Origin of the sequence: Paenibacillus sp. 2RAB27, assembly GCF_052115445.1 — a bacterium.
Lineage (GTDB): Bacteria > Bacillota > Bacilli > Paenibacillales > NBRC-103111 > Paenibacillus_E.
In genome coordinates this window covers 456,011-476,507 of record NZ_JBFRGR010000002.1, presented here as the reverse complement: position 1 = coordinate 476,507, position 20,497 = coordinate 456,011, and the positions used below count along the sequence as shown (strand labels likewise).

The window sequence follows — 20,497 nt, the reverse complement described above, 5'->3', positions numbered from 1 at the left end:
ACAAGCATTGACGTTCATATTACTAGCAGGTCGGAATCGTACAAACGGGAAGTCGAAAACGGAGTAGTGGCGGTTCCGCCTAATTCCTATAATGAAAGTGTAAGCAAACAATAGATGCCATGAAGTGGAGGAAGTGAGTAGTATGACACAAGCAATAACGAATAAATCCTCAACGAGTAAAAGGCTGAGTAGGTGGAAAAATTATTATCCACTTTACCTTTTGATGATCCCAGGCGTGCTTTACTTACTCATTAACAATTATGTACCGATGTTCGGTGTTATCATCGCGTTTAAAGATATCAATTATCAGGCAGGTATACTCGGCAGCGATTGGATCGGGTTTAAAAATTTTGAATACTTGTTCAAGACGAAAGATGCCTTCATCATTACACGCAATACAATTCTGTACAATTCGCTTTTTATCATTGTACACACGGTCATAGCTATTTTTGTAGCAATTTTGCTAAATGAAGTGAAGAAGAAATTTTTATCCCGTTTTTATCAAAGTGTCATTCTGCTTCCCTATCTGATTTCGATGGTCATTGTTAGCTATCTCGTCTATTCCATGTTAAGTGTCGAATCAGGCTTGATGAACAAGGCCATTCTTCCGCTGTTCGGAATTGACGGCATTTCTTGGTACTCGGAGGCGAAATACTGGCCGTACATTCTGACACTGGTGCATATTTGGAAAGGTGTCGGATTCTTATGCGTCGTTTATTTAGCTTCCATCATCAGCATCGACTCGGAGTATTACGAAGCTGCGACACTGGATGGCGCTTCAAGATGGTATCAGATTCGCTCCATTACTATTCCTTTGATCATGCCTGTCATTATTATGATGACCATGCTGGCGATTGGGCGCATTTTTTATTCGGATTTCGGCTTGTTCTATCAAGTGCCAATGGACTCGGGCGCGTTGTCCAAAACGACAAATGTCATTGACACCTACGTGTATAGAGGTCTGATGAACCTCGGGGATATCGGGATGTCATCGGCAGCCGGTGTGTACCAATCGCTTGTCGGATTCGTATTGGTTATCGTATCCAACTATGCGGTGCGCAAATTTAGCAAAGACAATGCCTTATTTTAGAGGGGGAAAAGATTCATGGCACAAGATAGTAAAGCGCTGCAGTGGACTACTCATATTGTTCTAATCGCATTATCCGCTGCAAGCCTTCTGCCTTTTTTACTGCTCATCATGTCCTCCATTTCAAGTGAGACAAGCATTATTCAACATGGATACTCTCTGTTTCCGCAAGAATTTAGTTCCAAAGCGTATGTGTATTTACTGGATCACTGGCAAGAGTTGGGCCGCGCGTATGGGATTACCGTGTTCATTACGATAGTGGGCACCACTGCCAGCTTAGCCATCACGTCGATGCTGGCGTATCCGATTTCTCGCCAAGATCTGCCGTGGAAGAAATTTTGGGCATTCTTCGTTTTCTTTACACTTTTATTTAACGGTGGCCTTGTCCCGACGTACTTGATTTATACACAGGTTCTACATGTGAAAAATACAATTTGGGCTTTGCTTATTCCTGGGCTGCTCATGAACGGATTTAACGTCCTACTCGTCCGCACCTTCTTCATGACGTCCATTCCGCCAGCGCTTATCGAAGCGGCCAAAATCGATGGGGCGGGTGAGATTAAAACCTTCTACAAAATCGTTCTCCCGCTGTCGGTTCCGATCATGGCGACCATCGGTCTGTTCGAGGCCATCCTGTATTGGAACGATTGGTTTAACGGATTAACTTATGTGACCAACCCGAAGCTGTTTAGCATTCAAAATATTTTGAATCGGCTCATTCAAGATGTCCAATTTTTGAGCAGCAACTCCGACATGGGATCGGGCGCTGGGGCGAAGGTCGCAGAGCTTCCGAGCACATCAGTGAAAATGGCGATTGCTGTTGTCGGTGTACTTCCAATTCTGGTGGCGTATCCGTTCTTCCAAAAGTACTTTATCAAAGGAATTACAATTGGTTCTGTGAAATAGTGGGAAATATCGGGAGGGTACGGCTATGAAAGCAGTCATGATGATGTTCGATTCTTTAAATAAGCATATGCTGCCGAGTTACGGCTGCGATTGGATTCACGCTCCCAACTTTCAAAGACTGTCTGAGCGGACAATAACGTTCGACAAATGTTACGCGGCCAGCTTGCCCTGTATGCCTTCACGGCGTGAGATTCATACAGGACGTTTTAACTTTTTGCATCGAAGCTGGGGGCCGCTTGAGCCATATGACGATTCGATGATCGATTTGCTTCGAAAAAGCGGCGTGTATACGCATCTAACGACCGATCATAATCATTACTTCGAGGCCGGGGGAGCTACGTATCACACCAAGTACAATTCGTGGGAGTTTGCCCGCGGTCAAGAGGGAGATCCATGGAAAGGAAACGTCGAGGCCCCGCACATTCCGGAAAGCTTAAGCGGCCCTAAGCAGGGCGATTTATGGAGACAGGATTGGGTGAACCGACCCTATTTAGATAGCGAAGAGAAGATGCCCCTGGCGGTAACAGTCAATCGGGGGATTGAATTTATCGAGAAAAACCGCGATCAAGATCGTTGGTTTTTGCAAATAGAAGCTTTCGATCCACATGAGCCTTTTTTTACCCAGCAAAAATATAAGGATTTATATCCGCATGATTATCAAGGCAAACATTACGACTGGCCGGATTATTCGAAAGTCACGCAGCAGCCGGAAGAAGTTCAGCATATGAAATACGAATATGCGGCGCTTGTCAGCATGTGCGATGCATATTTGGGTAAAGTGTTGGATGCATTCGATCAGTACGATCTTTGGAAAGATACCCTGTTAATAGTGAATACCGATCATGGATTTTTGCTAGGTGAACATCGCTGGTGGGGGAAAAACATCCAACCGCTCTATCAAGAGATCTCGAATCTCCCCCTTTTTATTTGGGATCCCAGATACGCTGTAAAGAGTAAGAGAACGGAAGCATTAGTTCAAACGATCGATCTACCTCCAACGCTGCTCGAGTTCTTTGGAGTAGACATTCCTGCCGATATGCAAGGCAGCTCTATCCGACCGATAATCGAATCGAATCGGACCATTCGTGAAGCCGCTTTATTTGGCATACATGGCGGTCACATCAATTGCACGGATGGAAGATATGTCTACATGCGGGGACCGAAGGACATAAGCAACGGGCCGCTGTACGAATATACGCTGATGCCGACGCACATGCATACAATGTTTGATCCGAAAGAGTTTACAGGAATGGAACTCGCCGCTCCATTTTCGTTCACGAAAGGCTGTTCCGTGATGAGGCTCCTGGCTGCAAACTTTTTGAACCCGTATCTTTATGGTGATTTGTTATTTGATCTTGAAGCTGATCCGTCACAAGAGATCGTCATTGCAGATCCGGAAGTAGAGGCGACCATGATCGACCATATCGCCAGGCTGATGCGGGAGCATGATGCGCCAGCCGAGCAGTATGAGCGTATCGGCATTCCGAAGGACGGTATCGTGAAGGCTGAGGAACTCGAACGGGAAAAAGAAACCAAGCGGAAGCAAAACGAAGTTGATTTGGGGCTAGAAGAGCGATGGATCGGGAAATCGAAAGAAGCCTTTTTCACCCTGAGCTGCCTGACGCCGAATCCAATGCGATCGATGCTGAAAGCGAAGCTGGCTACGATGGTGCAAAGCAAACCATCGCTGGAAGTGTGTGAAGATGACATTGTCCAGCTTGCGATGAGCTTGTTTGGCAATCACGCGCCGAGGCTTGTCGGTTTTCTGAAAATGCTTTTGGTGTAAGGGATGGCGGAGCGGTTAATAACATATAAAGGAGTTTGTGGGATGAAGGATGAAGGACGAAAACCTAATTTCTTGTGGATTACGTTGGAGGATACGAGCCCAAGAATGGGCTGCTACGGAGATCCTTTGGCGCGTACACCCCATATAGATCGCTTAGCCCAAGAGGGCACTTTGTATCAGAACGCATTTGCCACGGCGGGAGTATGCGCTCCCAGCCGATCCGCGGTCATTACGGGCATGTATCAAACCGCGATAGGCACGCATCATATGCGAACCGCACATACGAATGTGCACACACCAGAGCTGCCGACACCTTATTATGCAGTTCCCCCTGCTCATGTCAAAACGATTCCCGAAATCATGCGTGCCAACGGATATTATTGTACAAACAATGCTAAAACAGATTATCAGTTTGAGGCGCCTTTAACAGCATGGGACGAAAACGGCAAAGAAGCCCACTTCCGCAACCGGGAAGACGGTCAGCCCTTCTTCGCTGTATTTAATTATGACGCTACACATGAGAGCGGCATGTGGCCCGCTGAGTTTATGAGGCAATTTGCACCTAACTATGAGGAGAGACCGCTCACAACCGACCCGGATCAGGTCGTTCTTCCACACTACTTGCCGAATACACCGAAATCGCGAGCAGCGCTTGCCAAACACTATGACAATCTGGCCAGTGCTGACGAGTTTGTAGGTCGCATTCTTCAACAGCTTGAGGAGGATGGTTTGACGGACAATACGATCGTCATGTTATGGAGCGACCACGGAGAAGGGCTGCCGCGTGCCAAGCGGTGGACGTATGATGCGGGAATCCGCGTGCCGCTTATCGTCAGGTGCCCCGAAAATGTGAAAAATGGACAAGTCAGTGAACAACTAGTCAGCATGATCGACCTGGGACCAACGGTGCTCTCCTTGGCTGGGATACCCGTTCCTCGGCATATTCAAGGCCAGCCGTTCATGGGAGCGCATGCGGAATCGAGAGACTTTGTATTTGCCACGCGTGACCGGTATGACGAAGCTTATGATAAGGTTCGCGCTGTAAGAGATGCACAATTCAAATACATTCGTAATGATTATCCCGATCAGCCTTACCTTCAGTGGATCCCGTTTAGTCATCTTCATCCCATATTCCAAGAGCTGTGGAGATTACAATTGGCAGGCGACTTAGAAGGCGATAAGCAAGTTCTCATGCAAAATAAGCGCCCTCCTGAGGAATTGTATGACTGCGTGAGCGATCCTCATGAACTTCATAATTTGGCGGACGATCCATCTTATCGGGAACTACGGATACGTCTGCGCAAGGAGCTTGACAATTGGTGCGGGAAATACGACGTTTGGGGGGATATACCAGAGACACAAATGGTTGCGACCATGTGGCCCAATGGCATTCAACCACAAACTGCTAAACCGCTCTTTATCCAGATCAATAGCCAGTTGCCGGGTAAGAATGCAGTGAATGAGGGAATCTTCAAAGAACCGACAGCGGTTATGCTTCATTCAGCAACACAAGGTGCTTCCATAGCATATACGACCAATGAAGATGTGAATCCTCGTTGGAAGCTGTACACAGGCCCGATAATCGTAACCGATTGTATTGCGCGTATTCGAGCGATTGCGGTGCGCATTGGCTATAAGGATAGTGAGGAAGCGCAGGCTACCTTTGTTGTTGAATGAGGACGGGTACGGAAGATTACTTTGGCGGCGCTTGGAATATGTATAGATGGCACATCATGGACATGCAGGTTTAGGGCAGCGTGGGATTATCGACGAACTTTAAGATAAGTAGTGAAGAGCACTGCAGATATTGCCTGTATGATGGGCGAGGTCTGCAGTTTTTTCGAACATGGTCAGATTTGAAGATAACGATTGAAGTTTGGGGCGTTGATAAGAAACTAAACTTCAAAAGGAACGCCAGCAAGCATAGAGTTTGCTGGCTTCTTGCCCATAAACGAATATTGACATGTGTTATAACACGTGTTATTTTGTTCTGGAGAAGGTGATTGAATGGCAAAGCGCGTAACGAGTTTTGACGTCGCTAGACGTGCAGGGGTGTCCAGAAGCATTGTGTCAGCGGTTCTTAACAACACGCCCGGTATCGGAGTCGGTGAAGAGAAGCGAAAAGCGGTTCTGGACGCAATTGAGGAGCTGAACTATCGGGTTGATGCGCAGGCAAAGGGAATGAGAACCGGCCGAAGTTACTGTATCGGTGTGCATGGGGATTTAAGCAACCCGATGTTTACACAGATGCTGCAGGGGCTTCAGGAAGCCTGCAAAGAGAGGGGGTACCACGTCCTTCTGTGTGGTGTGGAAAACCGAACTGAGCTGATCGAGCTGTTCATGCACAAGCGAATTGACGGCATCGTGACCAAAGACACGACGGGCTACGCGGATGAGAGTTGGGAGAAGGAGCTGAACGATCAGCAAGTTCCCTTCATTTCGGTTGAAGGATACCCAGAGAGTTCGAGAACTACTTCGATCCTCATGGATTATAAGCAAAGTGTGCATGATGCACTGAACGCCATGTGGGGGCTAACTAAACTGCCTCCAGTTTATCTGGGGGTTTATAGAGGGTTTGAGTATAAGCCGAATTGGGGAGACCGTGAACGACTGCAAGGTTATCGGGAGTGGATGAGCCAACACGGCTGCGAGGCTTCTATAGAATTGCGCCAGGAAGAGTCTAGGCAATCTGCACCTAAGGATTGGGAGAAGTGGCTGGAGATGCTGCCTAAGCCTGTTTCTATCCTTTCCAATTGGTCAAGAGGGGCTATATATATATACCGTGCCGCTAATAAGCTAGGCCTACGCATCGGTGAAGATGTGCATATTATGGCAGCAGATAACACAGAAAGCGTTAATGCTTTCTTGGTTCCCGCATTAAGTGCTGTAGAGGTTCCCTACCCAGACATGGGCCGAGCAGCTGCAGACCGAATTATCGCGTACATCGAGGGGAAGCAAGCGATAGATAGCAAGGAAAAGCAATGGGTACCAGCAAAGTTATCGATGAGGGATAGTGTAATGACAGGTAGGAGCAGGTAGACCTACCCTTTTTTATTATCTGACATAACACGTGTTATAGGGGGAATAGACATGTTTTGGATCATGGAAAAGCTGGAGGCAAGACTTAAGGAGTTAAGCGGTTACAGGTATCGTGGGGAAAAAACGCTGACACATATTCGTAAGCAGGTGGATCATGAGGGAATAGTGGGAGCCTACCCTTCATGCGAGGGAAAGTGGGAAGAAGTGAGCCTAGGAGATCGTTGGACCGGACGTGATTACTACGTTTGGCTAACGATCGATGTTGAGATTCCTTCCGCGTGGGAAGGACGTAATGTGCTCGGACGATTTAATTTCGGTCAGACTGGAGGAGGCAACAACAGCGGTTTTGAGTCCTTGCTATTTGTGAACGGCAAGCCCTATCAAGGTGTGGATTCCAATCACGAGGAAGTGTTCTTCACTCCCGATTTGATTGGAACGAAGGTAAGCCTTCAATTCCGGCTTTGGTCCGGTTTGAATGGCTATGCTCCTGAAGCTCCTATAGAACATACACTGCGCCTAGCGCGTATAGGTTGGTTGGATGAAGCAACTGATGATCTTTTCTTTACTGCTCGGGCAGCTTTAGATACGGTGATGGGACTAAAAGAGAATTCGCCGGACTATCACGATTTATCGAAGGCGCTAGATCGTGCCTTTCTGCGGATTGATTGGTCCTATCCGGGCTCTGAGGATTTCTACACCTCAATCTCAGAAGCAAGAGATACATTGCAAAGTGAACTTGCGCAGTTAACCAATCGGCACCCCGTAACAGTGCAATGCATAGGTCACACGCATATTGACGTAGCTTGGCTATGGCGCCTAAAGCATACACGTGAAAAGGCTGCTAGATCGTTCTCGACCGTACTCCGTCTGATGGAGCAATATCCGGAATATGTTTTTTTGCAAACCCAGCCGCAGCTTTATGACTATATAAAAAAGGACTATCCAGAAATTTACGAACAAATCCGAATGAGGGTGAAAGAAGGACGCTGGGAGGCCGGAGGCGCGATGTGGCTTGAGGCCGATTGTAACCTAACGTCGGGCGAATCCCTCGTCAGACAGATGATGTACGGGATGCGTTTCTTCAAAGAAGAATTCGGTGTTGATTGCAAATATTTGTGGCTTCCAGATGTGTTCGGTTATAGCTGGGCGCTGCCACAAATTTTGCGGAAATTTGGGATCGATATGTTCATGACGACCAAAATCAGCTGGAACCAATACAATCGGATGCCCCATGACACCTTCCAATGGAGAGGAATTGATGGCAGCGAGGTACTCACTCATTTTATTACAACACCTGACCCAGGTGGTAGTGAGGGGGCCTTCTTCTATACATACAATGGAAAGGTGACGCCTCATTCTATACAAGGGATTTGGGAAGCTTATCGCAATAAGGAACTTAATCAATCGTTACTGCTTTCTTACGGTTATGGGGATGGTGGAGGCGGCGTGAACCGCGAAATGCTCGAAATGCGACGTAGACTTGAGAACATGCCGGGTGTGCCGAAGGTGACGACAGGGCGGGCGGATGCTTATTTTGAACAATTAAAAGAGACGGTCAATCAGACAGATCAATATGTGCACACATGGGATGGGGAGCTTTACCTGGAGCTGCACCGCGGGACTTACACGAGCCAAGCTTACAATAAGCGGGCGAATCGCAAGCTGGAGCTTTTATACCGGGAGACAGAATGGTTAAGTGCTTTGAACAGCGTGCTTCGTTCCGATTGGACGGAATATGGACAATCAGATCTTGCCGAAGGTTGGAAAATTATTTTGCGCAATCAGTTTCATGATATTATCCCAGGCTCTTCCATTCGTGAGGTGTATGAAGATTGTAGGCTGGAATATGCGGAAGCATTCGAGCTTGGTCATCACGTGTGGCATCGTGCAGCAGAAGCTATGGCTGATCCAAAGAGAGAGCTTGACGGTATCAAGAGCTACTTGGTATTCAACAGCGCCATTTGGGATCGTGATGGGGTTGTATCTCTGCCAAGCGATTCATTGCCCGCGACGGGAACATGGACTGACCATGAAGGCGTGAAGCTCGACGCAACCCATTCGGGTGATCAGTGGTTGATCCCTGTTAGACAAATTCCGTCTATGGGTTACTCTACCATTTATTATTCGACGAGCCCTGCTGCTCTTCAAGATGATCATAAAGATGTTTTCGAACATGGTGATGACTGGATATCTACTCCTTTTTACAAGCTTGAGTGGAATTCCGCCGGTCACCTCACACGGATTTATGATAAGCGTGAGAACCGTGAAGTGCTCGCGGAAGGCGAAGCCGGCAATGTGTTTCAAGTGTTCGAGGATAAGCCGAAGGGGCGTCATGAAGCTTGGGATATTGATTTGTTTTATCAGCAAAAAATGCGCGTGATCGGAGATCTCCAATCGGTTCGTCTAGTCGAAAACGGCCCGTTTCGTGCTATCCTTTATTTCGAGTGGCTTTATGGGAGATCGACCATTACACAACAGATGATCGTATATGCCGACAGCCGAAGAATCGACTTCGATACGAAGGTAGATTGGCAGGAGCGTCGTCAATTGCTTAAAGTGGCCTTCCCGGTGAAGGTGCGCAGTACGGAAGCCACCTTTGACATTCAATTTGGTAACGTGAAGCGGCCAACGCATTGGAATACGAGCTGGGATTATGCGCGTTATGAGACAGTGGGCCAACAGTGGGCTGATTTGTCAGAACGCGGCTATGGAGTCAGTTTGCTTAATGATTGCAAATATGGCTATGACATTAAAGACCATGTTATGCGCTTAACGCTAATAAAATCGGCGATGGTTCCAGACGCGACGGCAGATTTAGGTGAGCATTTGTTCACCTATGCCTTATTTCCGCATCGAGGAGATTGGCTTGAAGGCGGCACCGCCCAGGCTGCTTGGGATTTAAATAATCCGCTTTGCATTGCGCCAGGAATTGCTCATACCAGGGAGGCTTTGTCCCTGTTCAAAGCTAAGGGTGGACATGTGCTGGTGGACGCTGTGAAGAAGGCAGAGGACCAAGATGTACTGATCCTGCGTCTTCATGAATATTCGGGTGCGCGCAATGAGATTATTTTGGAAAGCGCAATGAAGATCATTTCTTGGCAAGAATGCGACCTGATGGAGCGGCCTCTAGAGGAGCCTAACTATGGGGAAGCGCTTCGTTTTGAAATTAAACCCTACGAAATTAAAACATTTATTATTGTAATCCTTTGATGAGTATATGTGAGATAAACCTTTAAAACCGAGGGATCGGATAGTAGTCTGTAATAGTGAATACTTGCATATGTCAAAGAGCTTCTACACGGCAGAACAATCTGCCTGTAGAAGCTCTTTCTTTTCTCCAGAATCCCCTTACAAAGGATAACAAATGATCGTGTTATACATTGTTTTCTCATCTGCGATGTTCTCATAAACATGGGGCTGATCGGCGGAAAAGTGAATGGCGTCTCCGGCCTTCAACTCGTAGGTTTCATCCTGAATACGGAGTCGAAGCTCACCACTGATCATCAAAATGTATTCTTCAACGCCATCATAGTGAGCTTCCGAGGCATGGGTACAGCCGACTTCAATTTCAACGGTGTAGATTTCAAATTGTTTTTTCTGCTCAAAGGGAACGATGGGAAATGCTCGATATTTCCCATCCTCCTCTAGAAAAGGTTCAATTTCATCGAGGTGGATATGGGTCACCTTGGGGACATTGTCCTCGATGAGCGAAGTAAAGGAGATGTGAAGTCCATTTACGATTTTCCACAATATCGAAATCGTTGGATTGGAATCACCGCGCTCGATCTGACCGAGCATCGCCTTGCTGACGCCTGTTAATTCTGCGACCTGATCCAGACTGAGTGATCTTGCTTTGCGTATATTTTGAAGGTTTTTCCCGATCTTCTTATGAATTTGCTCCTGATCCATTGATTTCTCCTCTTCCTACAAGTACCTCAAGTATAAACCCAATTTAGCATAGCTGCGAAATATTTTCAAACAGATATGTACAATATACCATCCGTATGTATAATATATTGTATATGCAAGATAACGCACAAAAAGTCATTATAGTAAACTTTATTCTTTTAAATAAGGGGGGCATACAACATGAGAGAGACGATGATCGGACTTGTAAAAGAAGTTCGTGGACCTGGTGCGGTTTTACGTGAAGTTCCGATACCACGCTGTGGGCCTGACGAAGTGCTGGTTAAAGTAAAAGCTACCTCGATTTGCGGGACAGATGTCCATATCTATAAATGGGATGATTGGGCGGAAAGCGCAGTCATAACACCGAATGTATTCGGTCATGAATTCGCTGGCGTGGTCGAAGAGATAGGATGCCAAGTGACCAATGTGAAAGTCGGAGATCATGTTTCAGCAGAAGGCCATATCGTATGCGGTGTATGTAAGGCTTGCCGAACCGGCAATGCCCATGTCTGCCCGAATACGGTTAGCTTCGGGATTACAGCGCCAGGCTGTTTTACGGAATATGCAGTCGTTAAGGCATCGAATGTCATTCACAATAGGCCGGATATGCCGTTTGAACTGGCCTGTTTGCAAGACCCGTTAGGAAATGCGGTGCAGACCGTATTGTCGGGAGAAATCGTGGGGAAGTCGGTTGTCGTCATCGGAACTGGGCCCATCGGGTTGATGGCGGTTGCCGTTGCCAAAGCGAGCGGCGCTGGTGTCGTGATCGCAGTTGATATTAATCCGTATCGCTTGTCACTTGCGAAGCAGATGGGCGCTGACTATACCATCAATAGCCGAGAGGAATCTATGGTAGCAGCTATTCGAGCCTATACCGATGGTGAAGGCGCTGAAGTCGTTCTAGAAATGTCAGGATTTCCCGATGCGATTCGTGGAGGTTTTGAGGCAGCGGCTTCTGCCGCACGAGTATCCTTACTCGGCATTCCTACACAAGAAGTGCCGCTTGATTTATCACGCCATATTATTTTCAAAGGCTTACGTATTGATGGGATTACCGGTCGGCGTATGTACCAGACTTGGTATCAGTTGAAAGGTTTGCTAGATCAGAAACGAATCGATTTGAAACCGCTTATCACTCACACATTCTCGCTGCAAGATTATGAGAAAGCCTTTGAATTGATGATATCAGGGCAATGCGGTAAAATCGTTTTTTTACATGACACGGAAGTTAAATTACCCTCAATGAAGGAGTGTGCGATTCATGGCTAATTGGAACACATTGGAGAAAGAACTGGAGCAATTGCAAAAGGAGGGCCGTTACCGTCCACTGACCGTATGGGAGAGTGGTTCTGGTGCATGGATGACATTGAAGGGGCGTTCGGTACTGCAAATGTCCTCTAACAATTATTTAGGGTTTACCGATCATCCTGGCATGAAGGAAGCGGCTATTCGTGCGATTGAGAAATATGGTGTTGGCAGCGGATCGGTACGAACAATCACGGGGACGCTTGATATCCATGATCAACTTGAACATGAGCTTGCCAAATTTAAGGGAACCGAAGCGGCACTTGTGTTTCAATCAGGCTTTACGGCGAATCAGGGCGTTCTGGCCTCGCTTCTTGGACCTGATGATGTCGTAATCAGTGACGAGTTAAATCACGCCAGCATTATTGATGGGATTCGGTTAACGAAAGCGCAGCGGAAAGTATTTGCCCATAAAGACATGGATCAATTGGAAGCAGCGTTAAAAGAGAGTGCTGGATTTCAGAAGCGTATTGTTGTGACGGACGGCGTTTTTAGCATGGATGGAGATATCGCACCGCTGCCAACTATTGTGGCACTTGCTGAGAAGTATGATGCCTTTGTCTATGTAGACGATGCCCATGCGAGCGGTGTACTTGGTAAGAACGGTAAGGGATCGACGGATCATTTCGGTTTACACGGTCGCGTGCACATTCAGATCGGCACCCTTTCGAAGGCGGTTGGAGCCGTTGGGGGTTACGTGGCTTGTGAGCAAGTTGTCAAAGACTACCTAATCCATAAAGCGCGTCCTTTCTTGTTCAGTACATCTCAAACACCGGCGGTTGCGGCTACTTGTCTCTCGGCCATTCAAGTATTGCAACAAAGCAGCGATCTCATCGCGAGACTTTGGGAGAACGCTGCCTATTTCCGCTCAAAGGTGCAAGCACTTGGCTTCGACACAGGAGCAAGCGAGACGCCAATTATTCCTGTTATCGTGGGGAATCCAGCAGAGACGATGCAGTTTTCTGATTTGCTCCTGCAAGAAGGTGTCTATGCCCAAGGGATCGTCTATCCGACGGTAGCTATGGACAAAGGGCGTGTGCGTTTTATTGTCACGGCTCAGCATACACGGGAAGAACTTGATTTTGCGCTGCATGCGCTGCATAAAGCGGGGAAACAGCTCAATCTTTCCATGAATTAAGCTGTGGAGACCTTTTTGAAGCAAAAAGTGGACAATTGAACAAATTAGTTTAGTCTTTTACATTAATAACTTCAGTTCTTTCTACAAATTGTGAAGTATACGGGAGATTGGGGTTCAACTACTATGATATTAGGTAACCAGTCGTCCTGTGTAATATTCCATTTTGAAAGAAAGAAGGGATTCAATTTTGGCCTATATCTTATCCCAAATGAACCAAATGGGCATTCCACCGCTGTTGAATGGAATTGCGAGTGATGAACAATGGGCAGAAAAACTGTCTGGCATTCGTCGAACATGGCTTTCGTACATTGGCGAACTGCCTGCCAGGGTGACTGTCCGAGTGCAAGTCAATTCCCAGAGCAAGCAATCAAGCCATACTAGGCTTCATGTCGAATATGATACGGTTTATGGGGATAAAATTACCGCGTACCTCCTTATTCCAGATGACCATGGATCCAGTCGTTCGATGAAAGAGGGATACCCGGCTGTTATTGCGCTCCATTCGACACATGAGCAAGGGAAAGAATATATTGCACTTTCTACTGGCGGGAAAAATCGCTTGTATGCTCTCGAACTGGTGGAGCGCGGCTATGTGGTGCTGGTCCCCGATGCGCTGACAGCTGGTGAACGGATCTATCCGAGCAGAGCGGCATTTGATAGTACTCCTTTTTATGAAGAGTATCCTGAGTGGTCAACAGCAGCCAAGAATATAACAGATCACATGCAAGGCATTGATGTTCTATGCGCGTTGGATTATGTTAATCCGCGCGCCATCGGGGCGATCGGACATTCGTTTGGCGCTTATAACGCTTATTTTCTGGCAGGTATAGATGATCGGATTAAAGCAGTTGTATCCAGCTGCGGGTTCAGTCCGTTTATTGGCGATCCGCATCCGGAGCATTGGGGTTTCCGGTCTTATCCTTACACGCATATCCCGAAAGTTTCTGCGGATTTGCAGCAGGACCGGATTCCCTTTGAATTTCACGAGATTGTCGCCTTGTGTGCCCCGACGCCGTTTTTCAGCTACGCGGGACAGGACGATCATATCTTTCCTCAGTGGAAATCGGTTGGAGAAATGATGCTGGAGCTTTCGAGGCTTTACCGATGGTTGGGCAAAGAAGACCGCTTTCAATCCTTTATGGGGACGGGCGGACATGATTTTCCAGAGGAGATACGGATGTTAGCCTACCGGTTCCTTGATCAATGGTTGAAGAAGGAAGGCGAGTAACGGATGAAACCACTCAAGATTGTCATGCTTCAGGATGTCGTCTATACGGAGCGTATTTTTAAGCCTGAACATGTGAAACAAATACAGCGTCATGGCACTTTATGTATCAATCCCCGTAAAAGTCCCCCTACGCCAGATGAAGTCGCGGAGCTGATCGTGGGGGCAGATATCGCCATCACCTCCTGGGAATGTCCGCCGTTCGAGGCTGCCATCCTCGACCGCTGTCCAGAGCTGAAGCTGATCGCTCATGCGGCCGGCACGGTCAAGCCACTGATGAGCCCGGACGTCATCTCGCGCGGGATTCGCGTCTGCAGCGCGAACGAAGCTTTGGCGCGCGGAGTGGCGGAAACGACGCTTGGCCTGACTATCGTTTCGTTGAAAAACATCTGGCAGCTTGCCCGCAATACGCGGGATGGCGAGTGGAATAAGCAGCGAGAGCTCGTTCGAGAACTATATGAAGTAACTGTCGGGGTCATTGGCGCAGGATTGTCTGGTAGACATTACATTCGCTTGCTGCAGCAGTTCGAAGTGCAAGTGTTGGTGTATGATCCATTCTTATCAGCTAGCCAAATCCAAGAGATGGGAGCGGTCAAAGTGGAGTTGGACCAACTGCTTCAACAAGCCGATGTCGTCTCGATCCATGCGCCTTCGATTCCAGAAACGAATCATTTGATGAACGAAAGGACACTCCGGCTGATGAAGGACGATGCGATCCTCATTAATACGGCAAGGGGGTCGCTCATTGATGAGGAAGCGCTGGTCGCGGAATTGCGTCAAGGAAGGCTATGGGCCTGCTTAGACGTCACGCAGCCTGAACCGCCAGACGTCCAACATCCGTTCCGTTCGCTGCCTAATGTTACACTGATCCCGCACATTGCTGGAGCGACTAACAACGGCCTGCATCGGCTTGGCAGCTTTATCGCTCGAGAAATCGATCTCTTCGTTCAGGACAGTCCGCTCTTAGGCGAAGTGAAACTATCAGGGCTTCATTCGATGGCTTAATGGTTGTAGAACACAAGAAGGCTTACGCTTGCATCATGCTTGCGTAAGCCTTTCTGTGTTAAGTTCCGTTATTTCGATATTCGGCTGGCGTAATACCTGTATATTTTTTGAAAACTTTATAGAAATAGGTGCTGTTGTTATAACCGGTCTTCTGCGAGATTTCCTCAATGGGAGCATGCGTGGAGAGAAGAAGTTCCTTTGCTCGCTCTATTCGGAATTCGTTCAAATAATCGGGAACCGACTGGTTGGCGAGCTTTTTGAAAATACGCCCCAGATAGGCAGGAGATAAGTCGAGGATCTCCGCAATTTTAAATAAGGATAATTCCCGGTCGGCGTAATTCTGATGAATGATGTTATCAATGGATGCGATTAGGTTATCGTGTTTTGAGCTTTTTTTGTCTTTGAAGCCTAGACAAAGCTGATCGATCAATTCGCAGAAATGATTGTGAACATCTTGAAGCGTCTCCAGCTTATGCATGTGATGGATAAAGGAACTGAAATCGTAATCCAGGGGGATACCAGTATTCTTATCCATTTGGAGTGCCGTCGTACTGAGCGAGAAAGCCAACTGATTAAATAACATGTTATACACGATATAGGATGGCGGGTCGACGGCACGTACAACCTCACCGAACCATTTCTTAGACTCTTCCGCTTTGCCAAGCTTAAGCGTCTCCAACATGTTGTTCTCAAGTCCAAGAGGATGGATGTACGGTGTGATCGTTTGCGGACGATGCTGACGGCTATGCAACAGACAACGGTAACCGTCGGTGAATTTGTATTTTAACTGTTGCAGGGCTTCTAGATATAAGTCTGATATCTCAATTAGGCTATCGCCCGTTCTGCTAATGGAGGCGGACAGCGAGATACCGAGGAATTGCTCGGCAGCGTCTTGCACGTTTTTTACGGTATCCATCCATGCATGATCACTTTGGAAGCTGCCATTCAGAAGAACCGCAATGGTCTTTTCATCGATATCAATGCACTCGCAGATGCCGATTTGTGAAAACAGTTCAGAAGCGATGTTCATCATGCCGTATCTGAGCAGCACCCGGTCTTCAAAGTGATATTGTTTGGAAAATGAATCAAATCGGTCGATTACGAAAAGAACAATGATAAAATCACTTGTCGGATCCATCACGATATCGAACTCACTGAGTTGTGTTTCGATATCTAGTGGTTTCCTAAATCCGCTATTATGAACAAGCTGACGCAAGAAATTTTGCTTTAACTTATCGTGATTATTGCGTTTTTCCTTCATTAAAGTATTTAATTTGGATGTGACTTTCTCTATCGGCTTGTATAGCGTTCTGGATAAGAAGAAGGAAATGCTGAGCCCGACTAACAGAATGACTAAACAGATCCAAAGAACGGTTTTCTTGATCGTTTCAACTTTTCCCATAATGGTGTCATAAGGCAGTACCCGGATGAAAAGCCAGTTGGTAAATTCATGTTTGGAGTACACAACTAACGATTTCACACCCTCTACATCATCGACAAAATAATCGGAAGCTTGATTGGCGGAAGCAGTCCTTATTTTTTGTACATAAGGCTTATCCTTCAGATCTGCCAGGAAAGGCATTGAATCGGTACTGGTTACCAGGGTGCCTTTGTTATCAATGATAAACGTTGACCCATTTTTGTTCATATCAAGGCTTGTAATGGCGTCCTTCATCCATCGCTCGGGTACATTAAGCATAATCATATTGTCGAGGTCCTTGGACTGGCCTTGCAGATCATAGAAGACGAAAGTATACACATTGGCCATTTTGACTTCCTGAAAAGGGGTTTGAACCGGTATTGCCCGGGGAATAGGGGCTAACCGTTTGTAATTTGTGAAATGCTCCACCAACATGCGCGCATCGGCATCGTAGAAATCATCAAGGCTCTGAACGGTATTGACGGAGGACAAGGTGGCAGAGTAAACCGTTTTGGAGTTTTTGCTGTACAGATAAATGGAATGGATGAAATAGTTCATATTCAAATAAGCATTTAAGCGATTTAAAGCGGCATTCGTTTCCACATTACCTGGGGATGTATAGTGAAGGAGCTTATCGAGCAGCGGATCGGCGTATATTTGCAGCGCGTAGTTAGTCGAATTTTCAATCATCGATTTGGCGCTGTAGCTCGTCTGGGACAAACTGCTTTTCTCCGATGCATAGATGTTCGATAAGGCGATCTTCTCGAAGCTCGCGTAGAGAGTAGAGGACAAGGTTACGATGGTGAGGATAATACAAACGATGAGCGAAAGAAAGATGTTGGCGTAAAGCTTATTGGATGTGCGAGCCGCTGTGAGTTTCATCGTAATGTCCATGCTCCTTCGTTATTCGGGATCGTTGCCATTATTATAATGAATATTTAGTAAACAGGTAAGAGCACGTACAAAAAGTGTAAGGCTGAACAAATTCGTTTAGTTGCATTTCACAAAAAAATGGAGACTTTTCACCGGTTTGTGAAGTATACGGGGAACTTGATCGTAGTCTACTATGGAATTAGGAAACCGGTTGTCCTAAACAAAGCGAATTGATGGAGGGCTGCATGGAGAGTAAGCATTCTGTAGAGAAATATGTGTTCCAAATCATCGGCTATTTCTTCATATCGCTGTTCGCAGTCATGTGTTTGATTCCGTTCCTAATGATCGTCATAGGCTCATTCACGGAGGAATCCCAAATTATTAGAAACGGATATAGCCTCATTCCTAACAAGCTTTCATTCGATGCCTACGCATTTATTTTTAAAAATCCGAAGCAGATCGTATCGGCCTATCAAATTACGTTGTTGGTTACAATCGTCGGTACATTAGTCGGGTTGTTCCTAACAGCGATGACAGCTTATGTGCTGCAGCGAAAAGATTTCAAGTACCGAAATGTATTCGCTTTCTATTTCTTCTTTACTACCTTATTTTCCGGTGGACTTGTGCCATGGTACATTATGATCGTCAAGTATTTAGGATGGAAGGATTCGCTCTTGGCCTTAATTGTGCCTGCCTTATTAAACGTGTTTTATATCATTATCATGAGAAGCTTCATTAGCTCGACGATTCCAGATGCCATTAGCGAATCGGCGAAGATCGATGGTGCCGGCGATTTCCGTATCTTCTTCTCCATGATACTTCCGCTGACTAAGCCGGCTCTGGCTACGATTGGCTTGTTCATTGCGCTTAATTATTGGAACGATTGGTATCATGCAACCTTGTTCATCAACAAAGAAAATCTGTACCCACTGCAGTATTTTCTCTATAAAATCTTGAGCAGCATCGCCTTTGCCAACTCATCCGTGGCTTCGCAAGGCTCTGTCGTCATGGATACGCCGAAAGAATCTTTTAAGCTCGCCATGACGGTCATCGCAACAGGACCGATCGTTCTTCTTTATCCTTTTGTTCAAAAGTATTTCGTTCAAGGTATTACGATAGGCTCTGTCAAAGGATGACGCCGGCTGCGGCCGTTGATCATAGATGAGTGAATCACTAAAGGGGAGGATTTATCGATGAAATATGTAAAGACACTGATGACAGTCAGCTTAGCGGCAGTCATGCTTATGGCAGGATGTTCGACAAACTCAAGCCAAGGAACGGCATCACCTAATCCAACAGCAGGCTCGAATACGGCAACAGCATCGAACAAACCGGACATTTCTAAAGAAGTGAAGCTGAAAATGTACCTGATCGGGGATCAGCCCAAGGACATCGGGCTTGTCTATGACGAAGTCAATAAGATGCTAAAACGTGATATTAATGCGACTGTTGAGCCTATTTTCCTCTCTTGGGGAGATTATCTGCAGAAGTATCCTCTTCTGTTCGCTACAGGTGAAGATTTCGATTTGGTTTTCTCAGCAAACTGGATCAAATATGGTGAGCAAGCAGTTAAGGGGGCATTCCTTGAGCTTACGCCGGATCTGTTAAATAAATATGCACCGCAGACAATGAAGGAAATGCCGAAAGAAGCCTGGGAGCAGGCGAAGGTACAGAATAAAATTTATATGGTTCCTGCCTCGACCAAAGATTTCTCTATGGCCGTTGTCGGTGTCAGAGGCGATTTGAGAGCGAAGTACAACATCCCTGAGTTGAAAACGATCAATGATTTTGAGAAGTACCTTGAAACCATTTCCAAAAATGAACCGAACATGGTGCCTTTCGATGAAGGCATTAATGCTTATACGATGTACGACTTCATGGTTGGGACTGAATTAACACCTAAGCTCATTATTGGTAATTCGCTCGTTTCTGTGGACTTAAAAGATAAGTCTGGCAAATTGATTGATATCGCACAAACGCCGCAATATTTGGAATTTGCGAAGAAAATGGCCGATTGGAATAAAAAAGGCTACTGGTCCCAGAATGCTCTGCTGAATAAGACGCCAATCAAAGATTCGTTTCTTGCTGGCAAAAGTGCATCGATGGCCGGAAACATTCAGGATATGAGTCTCGGTGTAACGGCAGCGAATCAGAAACATCCAGAATGGAAAGTTGAGCTGTTTGATCTATACAACGGCAAGGCAACCTATGTTAATCCGTATATTGGAAATGGAATGTCGATCAATGCCAACTCCAAAAACCCAGAGAGAGCGTTGATGCTGCTCGATTTGTTCCGGAACAACGCGGACTATTTTAACCTGACGACTTATGGCATTAAGGGCAAGCATTACGAGCTAACTGCGGACAAAAAAATACAGGCGCTAGGCGGAACGGATTCAGGCTATAAGATCGACTCCGGTTCACCTTGGGGCTGGCGAACAGAAGGATTGATTAAACCGCTTGCCGACGAACCGAAGGAAGTTGCAGCCATTAAGGCTGGATGGACGAAAACCGCGATTACGAATCCGCTGCTCAACTTTGTGTTCGATACAACGAATGTGAAGAATGAATTGGCAGCGATCAAAAACGTCAAGGATCAATATCGGAATCCGATTACGCTCGGTGTCGTGAATGATCCAGCAGATGCTGTAAAGACTCTCAACAACAAAGATAAAGAAGCCGGTCTAGATAAAGTGATCACAGAAGCACAGAAACAGCTGGACGACTATGTAAAGAATAATAAATAACGTTGGTGAAAGGATGAGAGAGGCTGCGGTCATCAGGCAACAGTCACTCTCATTTTT

The 20,497-nt window shown here is 46.5% G+C and carries 14 protein-coding genes; 12 read left to right on the top strand and 2 right to left on the bottom strand.

Annotation, left to right across the window (positions count from 1 at the left end; translation table 11 throughout):
• Positions 1-142 precede the first annotated feature (142 nt).
• The 6 genes from AB4114_RS04670 to AB4114_RS04645 all read left to right on the top strand — a co-directional run bounded on the left by AB4114_RS04670 (position 143) and on the right by AB4114_RS04645 (position 10,028).
• Positions 143-1,090: an ABC transporter permease gene (locus tag AB4114_RS04670; RefSeq protein WP_441987369.1), complete on the top strand. Its 948-nt coding sequence runs from the start codon at positions 143-145 to the stop codon at positions 1,088-1,090.
• Between the two features lie 15 nt (positions 1,091-1,105).
• Entirely contained in the window at positions 1,106-1,993 is an 888-nt protein-coding gene (locus AB4114_RS04665) for a carbohydrate ABC transporter permease (RefSeq protein WP_441987368.1), read from the top strand.
• 25 nt (positions 1,994-2,018) lie between these two features.
• Complete coding sequence (locus AB4114_RS04660) at positions 2,019-3,779, top strand: sulfatase (protein WP_441987367.1); 1,761 nt, start codon at positions 2,019-2,021, stop codon at positions 3,777-3,779.
• A gap of 42 nt (positions 3,780-3,821) precedes the next feature.
• Positions 3,822-5,456 (top strand): sulfatase-like hydrolase/transferase, encoded by a 1,635-nt coding sequence (locus AB4114_RS04655; protein ID WP_441987366.1) that lies wholly within the window; start codon positions 3,822-3,824, stop codon positions 5,454-5,456.
• Positions 5,457-5,786: 330 nt separating this feature from the next.
• The gene (locus AB4114_RS04650; RefSeq protein WP_441987365.1) at positions 5,787-6,818 is read left to right on the top strand and encodes a LacI family DNA-binding transcriptional regulator; all 1,032 of its coding nucleotides are present in this window, start codon (positions 5,787-5,789) and stop codon (positions 6,816-6,818) included.
• 51 nt (positions 6,819-6,869) lie between these two features.
• On the top strand, positions 6,870-10,028 hold the full coding sequence (locus tag AB4114_RS04645) for an alpha-mannosidase (protein WP_441987364.1): 3,159 nt from the start codon (positions 6,870-6,872) through the stop codon (positions 10,026-10,028).
• Positions 10,029-10,166: 138 nt separating this feature from the next.
• Here the strand turns inward: AB4114_RS04645 and AB4114_RS04640 are convergent, their stop codons facing one another.
• On the bottom strand, positions 10,167-10,727 hold the full coding sequence (locus tag AB4114_RS04640) for a helix-turn-helix domain-containing protein (RefSeq protein WP_441987363.1): 561 nt from the start codon (positions 10,725-10,727) through the stop codon (positions 10,167-10,169).
• Positions 10,728-10,907: 180 nt separating this feature from the next.
• On the opposite strand from AB4114_RS04640, the gene tdh reads away from it, so the two are divergent.
• The 4 genes from tdh (at position 10,908) to AB4114_RS04620 (ending at position 15,400) form a co-directional block, all read left to right on the top strand.
• Positions 10,908-11,996, top strand: coding sequence for an L-threonine 3-dehydrogenase (gene tdh / locus AB4114_RS04635; RefSeq protein WP_441987362.1), 1,089 nt, complete (start codon positions 10,908-10,910; stop codon positions 11,994-11,996).
• Positions 11,989-13,170 (top strand): glycine C-acetyltransferase, encoded by a 1,182-nt coding sequence (locus AB4114_RS04630; RefSeq protein ID WP_441987361.1) that lies wholly within the window; start codon positions 11,989-11,991, stop codon positions 13,168-13,170. Before tdh ends, AB4114_RS04630 begins: the two co-directional genes overlap by 8 nt.
• 187 nt (positions 13,171-13,357) lie before the next feature.
• Complete coding sequence (locus tag AB4114_RS04625; protein WP_441987360.1) at positions 13,358-14,398, top strand: alpha/beta hydrolase family protein; 1,041 nt, start codon at positions 13,358-13,360, stop codon at positions 14,396-14,398.
• Positions 14,399-14,401: 3 nt separating this feature from the next.
• Positions 14,402-15,400, top strand: a complete 999-nt coding sequence (locus AB4114_RS04620) for a hydroxyacid dehydrogenase (RefSeq protein ID WP_441987359.1) — start codon at positions 14,402-14,404, stop codon at positions 15,398-15,400.
• Between the two features lie 58 nt (positions 15,401-15,458).
• Here AB4114_RS04620 and AB4114_RS04615 read toward each other — a convergent pair whose 3' ends face one another.
• A complete protein-coding gene (locus AB4114_RS04615) occupies positions 15,459-17,702 on the bottom strand; it encodes an AraC family transcriptional regulator (protein WP_441987358.1) in 2,244 nt (747 codons plus the stop codon).
• 236 nt (positions 17,703-17,938) lie between these two features.
• Between AB4114_RS04615 and AB4114_RS04610 the strand changes: the two genes are divergently transcribed.
• Positions 17,939-18,829: a carbohydrate ABC transporter permease gene (locus AB4114_RS04610; protein ID WP_441987357.1), complete on the top strand. Its 891-nt coding sequence runs from the start codon at positions 17,939-17,941 to the stop codon at positions 18,827-18,829.
• Positions 18,830-18,886: 57 nt separating this feature from the next.
• The gene (locus AB4114_RS04605) at positions 18,887-20,440 is read left to right on the top strand and encodes an ABC transporter substrate-binding protein (RefSeq protein WP_441987356.1); all 1,554 of its coding nucleotides are present in this window, start codon (positions 18,887-18,889) and stop codon (positions 20,438-20,440) included.
• Positions 20,441-20,497: the final 57 nt, after the last annotated feature.

Excerpts from the sequence above, each read along its gene's own strand:
- AB4114_RS04655 (WP_441987366.1), top strand. The coding sequence starts at position 3,822 with ATGAAGGATGAAGGACGAAAACCTAATTTCTTGTGGATTACGTTGGAG.
- AB4114_RS04645 (WP_441987364.1), top strand. The coding sequence starts at position 6,870 with ATGTTTTGGATCATGGAAAAGCTGGAGGCAAGACTTAAGGAGTTAAGC.
- tdh (WP_441987362.1), top strand. The coding sequence starts at position 10,908 with ATGAGAGAGACGATGATCGGACTTGTAAAAGAAGTTCGTGGACCTGGT.
- AB4114_RS04665 (WP_441987368.1), top strand. The coding sequence starts at position 1,106 with ATGGCACAAGATAGTAAAGCGCTGCAGTGGACTACTCATATTGTTCTA.
- AB4114_RS04660 (WP_441987367.1), top strand. The coding sequence starts at position 2,019 with ATGAAAGCAGTCATGATGATGTTCGATTCTTTAAATAAGCATATGCTG.
- AB4114_RS04630 (WP_441987361.1), top strand. The coding sequence starts at position 11,989 with ATGGCTAATTGGAACACATTGGAGAAAGAACTGGAGCAATTGCAAAAG.
- AB4114_RS04670 (WP_441987369.1), top strand. The coding sequence starts at position 143 with ATGACACAAGCAATAACGAATAAATCCTCAACGAGTAAAAGGCTGAGT.
- AB4114_RS04620 (WP_441987359.1), top strand. The coding sequence starts at position 14,402 with ATGAAACCACTCAAGATTGTCATGCTTCAGGATGTCGTCTATACGGAG.
- AB4114_RS04640 (WP_441987363.1), bottom strand. The coding sequence starts at position 10,727 with ATGGATCAGGAGCAAATTCATAAGAAGATCGGGAAAAACCTTCAAAAT.
- AB4114_RS04610 (WP_441987357.1), top strand. The coding sequence starts at position 17,939 with ATGGAGAGTAAGCATTCTGTAGAGAAATATGTGTTCCAAATCATCGGC.
- AB4114_RS04615 (WP_441987358.1), bottom strand. The coding sequence starts at position 17,702 with ATGAAACTCACAGCGGCTCGCACATCCAATAAGCTTTACGCCAACATC.
- AB4114_RS04605 (WP_441987356.1), top strand. The coding sequence starts at position 18,887 with ATGAAATATGTAAAGACACTGATGACAGTCAGCTTAGCGGCAGTCATG.
- AB4114_RS04650 (WP_441987365.1), top strand. The coding sequence starts at position 5,787 with ATGGCAAAGCGCGTAACGAGTTTTGACGTCGCTAGACGTGCAGGGGTG.